15 protein-coding genes are annotated in these 11,267 nt (G+C 73.4%); 5 read left to right on the top strand and 10 right to left on the bottom strand.

From position 1 onward, the window contains the following. Window positions 1-28: 28 nt before the first annotated feature. From ACFU5G_RS10690 to ACFU5G_RS10670, 5 genes are all read right to left on the bottom strand, one after another. Entirely contained in the window at window positions 29-1,303 is a 1,275-nt protein-coding gene (locus tag ACFU5G_RS10690; protein ID WP_377243510.1) for an ABC transporter substrate-binding protein, read from the bottom strand. A 38-nt stretch (window positions 1,304-1,341) separates the two neighbouring features. After that, on the bottom strand, window positions 1,342-2,169 hold the full coding sequence (locus ACFU5G_RS10685) for a carbohydrate ABC transporter permease (RefSeq protein ID WP_377243507.1): 828 nt from the start codon (window positions 2,167-2,169) through the stop codon (window positions 1,342-1,344). 4 nt (window positions 2,170-2,173) lie between these two features. Further along, window positions 2,174-3,127, bottom strand: coding sequence for a carbohydrate ABC transporter permease (locus ACFU5G_RS10680; protein ID WP_377243505.1), 954 nt, complete (start codon window positions 3,125-3,127; stop codon window positions 2,174-2,176). Beyond that, window positions 3,124-4,155, bottom strand: a complete 1,032-nt coding sequence (locus ACFU5G_RS10675; RefSeq protein ID WP_377243502.1) for a LacI family DNA-binding transcriptional regulator — start codon at window positions 4,153-4,155, stop codon at window positions 3,124-3,126. The genes ACFU5G_RS10680 and ACFU5G_RS10675 overlap by 4 nt, the downstream gene beginning before the upstream one ends. Before the next feature lie 202 nt (window positions 4,156-4,357). Continuing rightward, complete coding sequence (locus tag ACFU5G_RS10670; protein ID WP_377243499.1) at window positions 4,358-5,026, bottom strand: CGNR zinc finger domain-containing protein; 669 nt, start codon at window positions 5,024-5,026, stop codon at window positions 4,358-4,360. 133 nt (window positions 5,027-5,159) lie between these two features. On the opposite strand from ACFU5G_RS10670, the gene ACFU5G_RS10665 reads away from it, so the two are divergent. Genes ACFU5G_RS10665 through ACFU5G_RS10650 form a run of 4 tightly spaced genes read left to right on the top strand, consistent with a single transcriptional unit; the run spans window position 5,160 to window position 6,702 of the window. Continuing rightward, window positions 5,160-5,588, top strand: a complete 429-nt coding sequence (locus ACFU5G_RS10665) for a hypothetical protein (protein WP_377243496.1) — start codon at window positions 5,160-5,162, stop codon at window positions 5,586-5,588. Window positions 5,589-5,643: 55 nt separating this feature from the next. Then, the gene (locus ACFU5G_RS10660) at window positions 5,644-6,087 is read left to right on the top strand and encodes a VOC family protein (RefSeq protein WP_377243494.1); all 444 of its coding nucleotides are present in this window, start codon (window positions 5,644-5,646) and stop codon (window positions 6,085-6,087) included. Between the two features lie 5 nt (window positions 6,088-6,092). Then, window positions 6,093-6,296, top strand: a complete 204-nt coding sequence (locus ACFU5G_RS10655; protein WP_377243492.1) for a hypothetical protein — start codon at window positions 6,093-6,095, stop codon at window positions 6,294-6,296. Then, window positions 6,283-6,702 (top strand): hypothetical protein, encoded by a 420-nt coding sequence (locus ACFU5G_RS10650; protein ID WP_377243490.1) that lies wholly within the window; start codon window positions 6,283-6,285, stop codon window positions 6,700-6,702. The genes ACFU5G_RS10655 and ACFU5G_RS10650 overlap by 14 nt, the downstream gene beginning before the upstream one ends. Here ACFU5G_RS10650 and ACFU5G_RS10645 read toward each other — a convergent pair. From ACFU5G_RS10645 to ACFU5G_RS10625, 5 genes are all read right to left on the bottom strand, one after another. Continuing rightward, window positions 6,603-7,292, bottom strand: a complete 690-nt coding sequence (locus ACFU5G_RS10645) for a cytochrome b/b6 domain-containing protein (RefSeq protein ID WP_377243489.1) — start codon at window positions 7,290-7,292, stop codon at window positions 6,603-6,605. The two genes, ACFU5G_RS10650 and ACFU5G_RS10645, sit on opposite strands and share 100 nt — an antisense overlap. Further along, complete coding sequence (locus tag ACFU5G_RS10640; protein ID WP_377243487.1) at window positions 7,285-7,998, bottom strand: molybdopterin-dependent oxidoreductase; 714 nt, start codon at window positions 7,996-7,998, stop codon at window positions 7,285-7,287. Before ACFU5G_RS10640 ends, ACFU5G_RS10645 begins: the two co-directional genes overlap by 8 nt. A 65-nt stretch (window positions 7,999-8,063) precedes the next feature. Continuing rightward, on the bottom strand, window positions 8,064-9,281 hold the full coding sequence (locus tag ACFU5G_RS10635; RefSeq protein WP_377243485.1) for an MFS transporter: 1,218 nt from the start codon (window positions 9,279-9,281) through the stop codon (window positions 8,064-8,066). An 11-nt stretch (window positions 9,282-9,292) separates the two neighbouring features. Then, window positions 9,293-10,042: a class I SAM-dependent methyltransferase gene (locus ACFU5G_RS10630; RefSeq protein WP_377243483.1), complete on the bottom strand. Its 750-nt coding sequence runs from the start codon at window positions 10,040-10,042 to the stop codon at window positions 9,293-9,295. Between the two features lie 20 nt (window positions 10,043-10,062). Then, complete coding sequence (locus ACFU5G_RS10625) at window positions 10,063-10,791, bottom strand: NADPH-dependent F420 reductase (RefSeq protein WP_377243482.1); 729 nt, start codon at window positions 10,789-10,791, stop codon at window positions 10,063-10,065. Between ACFU5G_RS10625 and ACFU5G_RS10620 the strand changes: the two genes are divergently transcribed. After that, window positions 10,790-11,267 (top strand): TetR family transcriptional regulator (locus ACFU5G_RS10620; RefSeq protein ID WP_377243480.1); only part of this gene is annotated, 478 nt, incomplete at its 3' end. The two genes, ACFU5G_RS10625 and ACFU5G_RS10620, sit on opposite strands and share 2 nt — an antisense overlap.

The following is an 11,267-nucleotide window of genomic DNA, read 5'->3' as shown; positions in this document are numbered from 1 at the left end:
CGCGTGCGTCAGTCGTCGCCCGCGTCGGTCACTGCGTGATCTCGTCCCAGCCGCTCGTGAGCTGGTCGGCGAGCTCTGCCTCGTCGGTCTCCTGCGCGAGGTAGCGCTGGTAGGCCGGCGTCGCCACCGTGTCCTTCCACTGCGCGTACGAGTCGGCGAACAGGTACGGCGCGGCGGTGAAGTTCTGGCCCGAGGCCAGGATCGTGCTCCACCCGTTCTCGTCGCCGAGCTTGGCCGTCATGGCCTCCTGGGCCGACGTCGTCGCCGGGATCAGGGCGTCCGCCTCGTTCAGCGCGGCCAGGTGGTCCGTCTGCGTGAAGAACTCGATGAACTCGGCCGACTCCTCGACGTGCTCGGAGTCGATGTTGACCGACAGGGTCTGCGGGTTGGCCGCCTGCTGCGGGCCCTCGGGGCCGGCCAGCGGGGGCAGCGCCACCCAGTCGAAGTCCTCGGGTGCGTCCTTGGCGATGTTCGCGGCCTGGTACGAGCCCTGCACGGTCATCGCGGTCTGCCCGGCGTAGAACGACGCGATGGCCTCGGACCCGGACTGGGTCAGGGTCACCGGCAGGATCGTCTTGTCGTCGTAGGCCATGGCGTGCACCAGCTCGGGCAGGGCCATCTCGCCGTCGCCGACGGTCAGGTCGGCGTCCTCGCCGGTGCCCGTGATGTAGGTGCCGCCGAACCCGGGGGCCAGCGACATGAACGCCGCCGTCGGGCTGGACAGGCCCCAGCCGAGGCCGTAGACGTCGCCCTTCGTGGTGGCCTGCGCGATCTCGCGCAGCTCGTCCCACGTCATGGTGTCGCCGGTCGGGACCTCGAACCCGGCGTCCTCCAGCAGCGTGCGGTTGGCGAAGACCACGTAGGACTGCAGCTCGGTCGGGTAGGCGACGACCTGGTCGTCGACCGTGACCGAGTCGAGGATGCCCTGCGGGATGTCCGCGCGCCGCTCGTCCGACATGAGGTCGGTCAGGTCGGCGAGGTAGCCGTCCCGGGCGAACGAGACGATGCTCGCGGCCTCGTAGTGGATGACGTCGGGCGCGGCGCCGCCGTTGAACTGGGTGATCAGCTTGTCGTAGACGCCGTCCCAGCCGGCCGGGACGATCTCGACCTGGACGTCGGGGTTGGCCTCGTTCCAGTCCTCGACGATCGACTCGGTCGCGGCGATGGCGGCCGGCTGGTCGGAGAGCGCCTGGAACTTCAGCGTGACCGGGCCGTCGTCACCGGCGTCGGCGCTGCCGCAGGCGGCGAGCAGGAGGGTGCTGGTCGTGAGGCATGCGGCGATGAACACTCCACGAGACTTCATGGGTCGGCCTTTCGGGTTGGTGGTGCGGGTACGGACGGTCATCCCTTGACCGCCCCGGCCATGAGGCCGCCGGTGAGCTTCTTCTGCATGATCGAGAAGAAGACGATGCTGGGGATCGCGGCGAGCACGGAGCCCGCCGCCAGGGGGCCGAGCGCGACCTTGCCCTCGCCGCCGATGAAGGTCGACAGCGTGATGGGCAGGGTGTAGTTCTCGGGTGACTGGAGCAGCACGAGCGCGAAGAAGAACTCGTTCCAGGAGGAGACGAAGCTGAACATCGCGGTGGCGACGACGCCTGGCGCGAGCAGCGGGACGACGATCCGGCGCAGCACCGTCAGGCGGCTGGCGCCGTCCATCGACCCGGCCTCCTCCAGCTCCACCGGGATCGCGGCGACGTAGCCCTGCAGCATCCACAGCGCGAACGGCAGGGTGTACGTGGTGTGCACGAGCGTGAGGCCGACCAGGCTGTCCGTCAGGCCGATGGTCCGCAGGATGAGGAACAGCGGCAGGATCACCAGGATCACGGGGAACACCTGGCTCACCAGGATCCAGCCGACGCCGGCGGCGCGGATCGCGCCCTTGAGCCGGGCCAGCACGTAGGACGCCGGCAGCGCGATGAGGATGACGAGCGCGGTGGACGCGAGCGCGACGATCGCGCTGTTGGCCGCCGACTGCACGAGCCCCTGCCGGGCCAGCGCCTCGGAGTAGTTCTCCCAGTGCCACTCCTGCGGCAGGAGGTTCACGACCAGCGAGTTCAGCTCGCCGGACGACTTCACCGACGCCGAGATCAGCCACAACAGCGGGAAGCCGAGGAAGAGGATGTAACAGGCCAGCGCCACGTACTGGGCGGGGCGGACGAGAACGCGCATCGGCTCAGCCCTTCTTCTCGGCGCGGTCGTCACGGAACTGCGACCGCAGGTAGAGCGCGAGGAGGACGACGACCACGACGACGAGCACCACGCCCATCGCGGCGGCGTACCCGATGTTCCGGTTCTTGAACGCCTCGAGGTAGGTGAACAGCATCGGCAGCATGGTGCGGCCGCCGGGCCCGCCCTCGGTCAGCACGTAGACCAGGGAGAACGAGTTGAAGTTCCAGATGAAGTTGAGCGACGTGATCGACGTGACGATCGGCCGCAGGCTGGGCAGCGTGACCGCCCAGAACCGGCGCCAGGCGTTGGCCCCGTCCATCGCGGCGGCCTCGTGCAGCTCGTCCGGGATCTGCTGCAGCCCCGCGAGCAGCGTCACCGTGGTCTGGGGCATGCCCACCCAGACGCCGACGACGATCACGGCGGGCAGCGCGGTCGAGAAGTCGGCGAGCCAGTTGATGTCGTCCGGCAGGCCCACCGAGCCCAGGAACGCGTTGAGCGGACCCGCGTTGGGCGAGTAGATCATCTTCCACATGATCGCCACGACGACGGGCGGCATCGCCCAGGGGATCAGGGCCAGCACCCGGGTGAGCCCCTGGAGCCGCAGCCCGGAGTTCAGGAGCAGCGCCAGGCCGAGCGCGGCGACGAGCTGGAGCAGCGTCACGGAGACCGCCCACACCATGCCGATGCGGAACGACTCCCAGAAGAACGAGTTGCCGGCCAGCCGCACGAAGTTGTCGACGCCGACGAACTGGTAGTCGGGGCGGCGCACCAGCTCCGCGTCGGTGAACGCGAGCAGCACGCCCATGAGCAGCGGCGCGACGGACAGCACCAGGATCGGCAGCAGCGACGGCATGACCAGCGCGGCGGCCTCGCGGCGCCGGGCCCGTTCGATGCCCCGCGGGGCTCGGTTGCGCCGGGGCCGCGGCGGCGACGGCCGGGGCGAGGCGAGGACGGTCATCGTGCGCTCATCTCCTTGGCGGTGGACTCGCGCACGAACAGGCGCGGTCCGATGGCGATCTGCTGGGCGGGCTCGGCGACGTCGTCGACCCGGTCCAGGACGAGCCGGGCGGCGGCGGTGCCACGCTCGGCCGACCCGAGCGAGACGCTCGTCAGGCTGGGCTGGAAGACGCGGCCGATCTCGGTGTCGTCCATACCGGTGACAGCGAGGTTGCCGGGTACCGAGAGCCCCAGCTCCCGGGCGGCGCGGATGACGCCGATGGCGAGCAGGTCGTTGGCGGCCACGACGGCGTCGAACGGCCCCGCCGCGGGGGTGCGGGACAGCAGCCGGCGGGCGGCGGCGAGCCCGGCGGCGACGGTGAAGTCGTCCGCCCGCTCGGTCTCGGCGTGGTCGCCCGCGAAGTCCGGGCCGCTCGTGGCGGCGTCGAACCCGCGCTGGCGGGCGGCGCCCGGGGTGGTGTCGAGCGGGCCGTTGACGAAGCCGATGCGGCGGCGGCCGATCTCCACGAGGTGGGCGACCGCCTGGCCGAGGCCCGCGGCCGAGTCGGTGGAGACCGAGTCGATCCCCTGCTGCTCCAGCGAGCGGCCGATGACGACGACGGGCACGGGGGCCTGCCGGATCGCCTCGACGAGCGCGTCGTCGGTGCGCAGGGGGCTGACGATGAGGCCGTCCACGAAGCCGCTGCCGAGGCTGCGGACCAGGTCGACCGTGGAGCCGACGGTGTGCCCCGTGGACATGACAACCACCCGGTACCCGTGCGGCGCGAGCACCTCGTGGATGGCGGTGAGCATCTCGACGTAGACCGGGTTGCCGATGTCGGCGACGGCGAAGGCGACCTGGAACGTGCGCTTCATGCGCAGCGACCGGCCGATCGCGTCCGGGCTGTAGCCCAGCTCGGCGGCGGCCGCGCGGACGCGGTCCACCATCTTGCTGCTCGCGCCCGTGCCGTGCAGCGCGCGCGAGGTCGACGCGAGCGACACCCCGGCGCGCTCGGCCACCTGCATCAGGGTGGCGCGTGATGACGACACTGTCACTCCACTTCTTCGTGAGGTCCTGCCCGATTTGGAAACGTTTCCAGTTTCCGGCGTGGCGATCGCTGGAAACGTTTCCGGCGATGGGCGTCAGTGTTGCACCGGGGCGGCGGAGACGTCAAGCAGCGGCCGGGGCGGGGGCGTGGTGCCGGGTGCACGCCGGGGCCGAGGGGCCGCCCGCGGAGTCACGCGGGCGAGGTCAGGCGTGCGCCGGCGTCGGGGTCGACGTGCGGTGGCGGGAGCGGTAGGCCGAGACCTTGACCCGGTTGCCGCAGGTGCGCATGGCGCACCACTCACGCCGGTGGCCCCGCGAGCGGTCGAGGTAGACCTGGGTGCACTCGGGGCGGCCGCACTCGCGCAGCAGGGCGGCGTCGGGACCGCCCAGGATCTCGACGGCCTCGCGGGCGACGGCAGCCAGGCCCTGCGCGGCGGTGCCGGTGCGGAGGGTGGTCGCGGAGCCGACGCCGACCCCGAGCTGCAGCACCACGGGCGGTTCCGCGGCGTACCGGTTCAGGACGGCAAGCGCAGCATCGAGCGCGGCCGGGTCGGCGGGGAGCGCCTCGCCGCCGTCGGCCGGACCGGCCTGCCCGGCCAGGTCCGCGGCCGCGGCGGCGGAAGCGGCCGCGAGCGCAGCGCGCCCGCCCAGCCGCTCCTCGACGAGCAGGTAGAGCGACTCGCGCAGCTCCACCGCGGCGGCCAGGTCGGCGGCGTCGGCGTGGGGGGCGGCGTCGAGCATGCCCGACTCGACGAACCAGTCGTCGAGGAGCTCGGGCGTGGCGAGCTTCTCGGCCGGCACGGGATTGCGGCGGGCGCGCAGGGTGCCGAGGAAGTCGAGCGCGAGCGTCCCGCAGGGGAAGGCGTGGTTCACGTAACCATTCTGAACGGTGACCCGGTGACGCACAAGTCCCCGTAACCAGTTTGACGGGTTACGGAACCTGTGCCACAGTTCTGCTCATCGCAGTAACCGTTCAAACCGGTTACCCAATCTGAGGAGCATGACCATGACCGCCGTCCGCTTTCACCTCGACTCGACGCTCTCCCCCGAGGCCGCACTGCGTGTGCTGACCGACTTCAGCCCGACCCGGGCCGAGGCCTGGCCCACGATCGACGCCGACCACCTGACGGTCCACGAGCAGGGCGAGACCTGGGCCGAGGTGACCGAGGGCACCGCCGCCGCCTGGGAGCGCGCCCGCTACGAGTGGGACGCCGAGCGCGGCCGCGTGGACATCACCACACTGGACTCGAAGGTGTTCGGGCCCGGCGGCGGCTGGGTCTTCCAGGTCACCCCCGACGACGGCGGCAGCCGGATCGACGTCGAGCTGACCCGTCAGCCCCAGACCCTCCAGCGCAAGCTGCTCGCGGCGCTGCTCCCCCTCGTCGGCCCCTCCTCCCTGCGCAAGTCCTTCGCGGGCCCGCTGCAGGCCCGGTAGTCCCCCGACCCCCGACCACACCCCACCGAAGAACCCCCAGAAACCGGAGAGAATCATGGAACTCAAGCTCGAGGTCGTCGTCCTGCCCGTCGCGGACGTGGACCGTGCCAAGGCCTTCTACGGACAGCTCGGCTGGCGGCAGGACGCCGACTTCTCCACCGAGCGCGGCCTGCGGGTCGTGCAGCTGACCCCGCCCGGGTCCGCCGCCTCGATCATCTTCGGCGAGCACCTGACCGACGCCGCGCCGGGCTCCGTGCGGGGCCTGCACCTGATCGTGTCGGACCTCGCCGCGGCCCGGGCCGAGCTCGTGGAGCACGGCGCCGACGTCAGCGAGATCTGGCACGACCAGGACGGCGTCTTCCACTGGGCCGGCACCGAGAACCGCGTGCCCGGCGCGCACCCGGAGCACGACAGCTACGCGTCGTTCGCGTCGTTCGCCGACCCGGACGGCAACGAGTGGGTGCTCCAGCAGATCGTCGACCGTCTCCCGGGCCGGTGACGGACATGACGAACGCACCCGACCCGGCGTCGAACGAGATCCTGCTGGACCTGCTCAAGCAGGCGGCCACCGCGCACGGGGTCCACGAGGAGCAGGAGCTGGGCGGCGTGTACGACGAGGCCTGGCCCGAGTGGTACGCCGAGCACATGACGCGCGCCCTCGCCGAGCGGGGCTACCGGATCGTGGGGGCCGACGATGAGCCGGTCTGACCGGCTCGCGCTGGGTCGCGCCGAGCAGATGCTCGGCGCGGCCCCGCCGGCCGTCGTCGAGCAGGTGCACACGGAGGCCTTCGAGCGGCTGACGGCGGCCGAGCGGGAGACCGCGTTCGACCGGCTCACCGCCGCCACGAGCGGCGGCGACAGGCCCGCCGACGCGTCCCCGGCCGCCCTGGGCCGCGCCGCCGCACGGGCCGAGGCCCGGCAGCGCGGCGGGCTCGCCCAGGTGCTCGGCACCGACGCGCCGGGAGCGGCCCTGAGCAGCGCCGTCAGTGCCGCGATCCTCGGCGTCGTCGCCACCTACGCGGCGTCGTCCGCGGCCTGGGAGGCGTGGAGCGCCGAGGGCGACGACGAGCCGCCGTCGTACGGGGGCGGCGGGATCGGCGACTTCGGCTTCTGATCGAGCCAGAGGCCGTGCTCCCGCGCGGCCCACGACCGCCGGACGGACCCGGTGCGCATACCGCGCCGGGCCTCCGGGTCGGCGAGCGCCTTGAGCACGTGGCCGGCGACGACGACGGCGAGCGCGTAGGCGCCGACGTCGTGGACGAGCACGACGCCGGCGCGCGGGACGAACCCGAGCGCGAACTTGAACCACAGCAGCAGCCCGGTGCCGAGCATGACCAGGACGGCGCCCGCGAGCCACGAGGCCCAGAGCTTCTGGCCGGCGTTGAACTTCCCCGCGAACCGGCCGCGGTGCGGCTCGGACGAGCGGAGGCTCGCCAGCCAGCGCCGGTCCTGCGGGGTGAACCGGTCGAGGCGCCGCAGGTCGGCCCGGAACGGGCCGGACCACAGGCCGAGCAGCGCCGGCACGGGCAGCAGGAGCCCGGACCACTCGTGGACGGTCTCGACGAGGAGCCTCCGGCCCACGAGCTGCGCGACGGGCGCCACGTAGAGCGCGACCGCGGTGAGCAGGCAGACCAGGAACAGCAGCCCCGTCGCCCGGTGGACGGCCCGCTCGGCGGGGCTGAACCGGAGCACGCGCTCAGGCACCGACCGGCTCCTCGCCGGGCAGCCAGCCGTCCACGGGGTAGCCGTAGTCCTCCCAGTAACCCTGCTGGACCTGGCTGGTGACCTCGATGCCGGAGAGCCACTTCGCCGACTTGTAGAAGTACATGGGCGCGACGAAGAGCCGCACCGGGCCGCCGCTGTCGTGCGGGACGGGCTCGTCGAACATCCGCAGCGCGACCACGACGTCCGACCGGCGCGCCTGGTCCAGCGTGAGGCTCTCCGAGTAGGCGCCGTCGAAGCAGGTGAACCGGACGGCGGCGCCCTCGTCCCGCACCCCGGCGGCGTCCAGCAGGTCCCGCAGCAGGACGCCGGTGAACGGCACGTCGTCGACCTGCCAGCCGTCCGTGCAGACGGCGTCGTGCACCACCGTGTGCTGGGGCAGCGCCGCGAGCTGGTCGAGCGTGTACGTCGCGGGCCGGTCCACCAGCCCGCCGACGGTGAGCCGGTAGGTCGTCGCGTCCTGGCGCGGCACGGAGCCGACGACACTGAAGTAGCGGAAGCCGCGGTCGTCCGGCACCGCCGCGGGTGCGACCCGGGACAGGGCCGCACGCACCTCGCCGAGCCCGCTGCGCACCGCGGGACCCGCGGCCACGCCCGCGGCGCCCAGGCCGAGCATCGCCAGTACGATCCGGCGCCCCACGGGACGCCCCGCGGGCCCGGCGGCGTCGGGCATTCCTTTGTCGATCATGCCGCCACTCTCACCCGGCCGGGGTCGCGGCGGACCAGGGTGCTCCCCTGGTCGGCACCCTGGTGCTACTGGGCGGCGCGCCGCCCGGCGGTCCGCGCGCTCAGGAACGCCACCGCCGCGACGACGACGCACAGCGCGGCCGTGGTCAGCAGGCCCACGGTGAAGCTCGTGCCGGCCGCGATGAAGCCGACCACGAGCGAGCCGAGCCCGGTGCCCGTGTCGAACCCGATGTTCCAGACGGCGCTGGCGACGCTGCGCTCCCGGTCGGGCACGGCGGCGAACGCGGTGACCAGCGTGAGGTTCTGCAGGCTGCCGTAGGAGACGCCCACGAGTGTCATGCCCACCACGAGCCAGGCCGCACCGGGCCCGGAGCCGGTGATCGACCAGCCGCACAGCACGAGGGCGGCCGCGCAGAGCAGCAGGAGCGGCGGCACGAACCGGCTGGGCCCGTACCGGTCGGCCAGACCACCGACGAGCCAGCGGGACAGCGCGGCGGCGACCGTGAGCCCGAGCAGCCCGGCCATGGCGACCAGGGCGCCGTACCCGAGCTGCGGCGCGAACGTGAGCAGCGCGCCCCCGGGCGTGGTCACGGCGAGCAGCACCAGGGAGGGCAGCACCAGCGGCAGCAGCATCCGCACCCGGCCGGCCGGTGCGCCGTCGTGCAGGTGCGGGGCGGCGTCGTCCGCGTGGCCGGCGGTGAGCAGGTCGAGCCGGCGGCCGAGGGCCGCCGCGAAGGGCACGGCGAGCGCGGGCAGCGCGCCGGCGGCGAACACGACCCGGAAGTCGACGGACTCGGCGACCCAGGCGGCGCTCGGGGTGAGGAACACCTGCGGGGCCGCGACCGCGAGGCCGTAGACGCCGATCGCCCGGCCGCGCCGGGAGGCGCCGACGAGCTCGGCGATCGCCGTCGCGCCGCAGACCGTGACGACGGCGAACCCGGCACCCCGCACAGCCGATGCGGCGAGGATCCAGCCGAGCTGGTCGGTGAGCACGAGCGCCAGGGACGGCAGGCCGAGCAGGAGCACGCCCGCGACGAGCGTGCTGCGCCAGCCCAGCCGGCGCAGGGCCCAGGGCACGGTGGTCTGGAAGGCGACGGTGGCCGCCATGAGCACGGCGTTCACGAGTCCCGCGCCGGCCTCGTCGGCGCCGCCGTGGGTGGCCCAGAGGGGCGCCGTCGGCAGCAGGAGCGCGTAGCCCGCGAAGCCGAACAGCGACATCCACACCAGCGCCCGGATCCCGGGGACGCGCAGGATGGGCTGGTCGGGATCGGTCGGGAGGCTCACGTGGCCTCACCCTACCGACGCCGGGCGACCGCCCAGCGGAACGCGTTCAGCAGGCGGTAGCCGCCGTCCGGACGGCGGAACGGCGCGGCCGCCTCGACGACGACGGGCGCGAGGTCGGCGACCGTCGCGTCGCCCTCGCCGAACAGGATGCCGCGCACGAGGTCGTTCGCGTCCCTGGCGGTCCACGGGACCGGTGTGGTCCCGCCGTCCAGGACCTCCCAGCCGGCGTCGGCCAGCAGGCCGGCCAGCCCGCCCGGCAGGCGCAGCGGGCCGTCCTCGGGCGGGTCCTCGTCGTCGGCCTCCGCGAGCGCGACGTTGATGCCGTCCAGGTCGTTGCGGCTCCGCTCGGCCCAGCCCGCCAGTCCGACGACGCCGCCCGGCACCAGCACCCGGGCGATCTCGGCCAGCGCGTCGTCCAGGTCATCGGCGAACTGCACCGCGTTCACGGCGAGCACGGCGTCGAAGGCGGCGTCGTCGAACGGGAGGTGCTCGACGTCGCCGCGGCGCACGTCCGCGCCGGCGGCGCGGGCCCGCGCGAGCTCGACCATCCGGGCCGCCGGGTCGACGCCGCCGGCCCGGGCGCCCTGGTCCTGGAGGTGCTCGAGCAGCTCGCCGCTGCCGCAGCCGACGTCGAGCACCCGGCTGCCCGGCCCGATCCCGGCCGCGTCGAGGAGCGGCTCCCAGACCGGGCGGGCGAAGGTGCCCCAGTGGCGGCCCCAGTCGTCGGCGACGGCGGACCAGGGGTCGTCGGGGGTGGGCATGCGGCGAGACTAGCCCCCGGTCAGAGGACCCGCTGCGCCTTGGCCATGTTCGCCTTGAGCTCCTCGGCGTTCTGGCGGGAGACGTACGCGGGGCGGTCGCGCTCGAAGCGCCAGGACTCGCTGAGGGGGCCGGCGCTGACGGTGTCGAAGCCCGCCTCGTCGTAGAACCGCGTCACCAGCTCGACGGCCTCGGGGTAGTCGCTCGCTGTGGCGAGGGCACGGCGGTTCTCGGTGCCCGCGGGGGTGCCGTCGGTGGTGATGGTCTGCGCCGTGATCTGGTTGAACGCCTTGACGACCTTCGAGGTCGGCAGGTGCTCCTGGAGCAGGCCGGCGGTGGTCGCCTCGCCGCGGTCGAGGGCCTCGATGTGGCCGTCGCGCTCCCAGTAGTAGTTGTTCGTGTCGAGCACGACCTTGCCGGCCAGCGGCTCCACCGGGAGGTCGCGGTAGGCCTTCAGCGGCACCGACACGACGGCGACGTCGGCCGCGGCGGCTGCCTCCTCGGCGGTCGCCGCGCGGGCCTTGGGTCCGAGCTCCGCGACCAGGTCGGCGAGGGTCTCGGGACCGCGCGAGTTGGCGATCACGACCTCGTTGCCCTGCGCGATCGCCACACGGGCGACCTGGCTGCCGATGTTCCCTGCTCCGATGATGCCGAAGGTAGTCATACGGGCGGCAACCCTCGCGGAGGGCGCCGCATTCCACCCGCTCCCGCCCGGGGATTTCCTGGCGGCCGTTCGTACGATGGCCCCCATGGTGAACGGCGACACGGCAGACCGGGCGCGGTCGTACCGGAAGGCCCCGGAGCGGCGCGCGCAGATCCTCGCGAGCGCCATCGCCGTCTTCGCGGAGCGCGGCGTGGGCGCGTCCCTGCGGGCGATCGGCGAGGCGATCGGCGTCTCGCACGCGGCGCTGCGCTACTACTTCGCGCACCGCGACGAGCTGCTGGTGGAGGTGTACCGGGCGCACGAGGCCCGGAACGCGGAGCCGTCCCCGACCGAGGAGGTCTCGGCCGTCGCCCTCATGGAGCGCAGCGCCGAGCGGAATCGCTCCATCCCCGGCCTGGTCGAGCTGTACGCGACGCTCACGACCGACGCGCTGCAGGCGGAGCAGCACCCGGAGACCCGCGAGTTCGTGCACGGCCGGTTCCGGCGGGTCCGCGCCGACCTGGCCGAGCGGGTGCGCGCCGGCCAGGCCGCCGGCGCGGTCGCCGCAGACATCGACCCGGACG

Origin of the sequence: Promicromonospora sp. NPDC057488 (assembly GCF_042802395.1) — a bacterium.
Taxonomy (GTDB): Bacteria; Actinomycetota; Actinomycetes; order Actinomycetales; family Cellulomonadaceae; genus Promicromonospora.
This window is presented reverse-complemented; position numbering and strand designations above follow the sequence as displayed.

Coding starts and splice junctions, on each gene's coding strand:
- ACFU5G_RS10625 (WP_377243482.1), bottom strand. CDS start 10,791: ATGGGGGCCATCGTACGAACGGCCGCCAGGAAATCCCCGGGCGGGAGC.
- ACFU5G_RS10640 (WP_377243487.1), bottom strand. CDS start 7,998: ATGATCGACAAAGGAATGCCCGACGCCGCCGGGCCCGCGGGGCGTCCC.
- ACFU5G_RS10690 (WP_377243510.1), bottom strand. CDS start 1,303: ATGAAGTCTCGTGGAGTGTTCATCGCCGCATGCCTCACGACCAGCACC.
- ACFU5G_RS10680 (WP_377243505.1), bottom strand. CDS start 3,127: ATGACCGTCCTCGCCTCGCCCCGGCCGTCGCCGCCGCGGCCCCGGCGC.
- ACFU5G_RS10665 (WP_377243496.1), top strand. CDS start 5,160: ATGACCGCCGTCCGCTTTCACCTCGACTCGACGCTCTCCCCCGAGGCC.
- ACFU5G_RS10650 (WP_377243490.1), top strand. CDS start 6,283: ATGAGCCGGTCTGACCGGCTCGCGCTGGGTCGCGCCGAGCAGATGCTC.
- ACFU5G_RS10685 (WP_377243507.1), bottom strand. CDS start 2,169: ATGCGCGTTCTCGTCCGCCCCGCCCAGTACGTGGCGCTGGCCTGTTAC.
- ACFU5G_RS10630 (WP_377243483.1), bottom strand. CDS start 10,042: ATGCCCACCCCCGACGACCCCTGGTCCGCCGTCGCCGACGACTGGGGC.
- ACFU5G_RS10660 (WP_377243494.1), top strand. CDS start 5,644: ATGGAACTCAAGCTCGAGGTCGTCGTCCTGCCCGTCGCGGACGTGGAC.
- ACFU5G_RS10655 (WP_377243492.1), top strand. CDS start 6,093: ATGACGAACGCACCCGACCCGGCGTCGAACGAGATCCTGCTGGACCTG.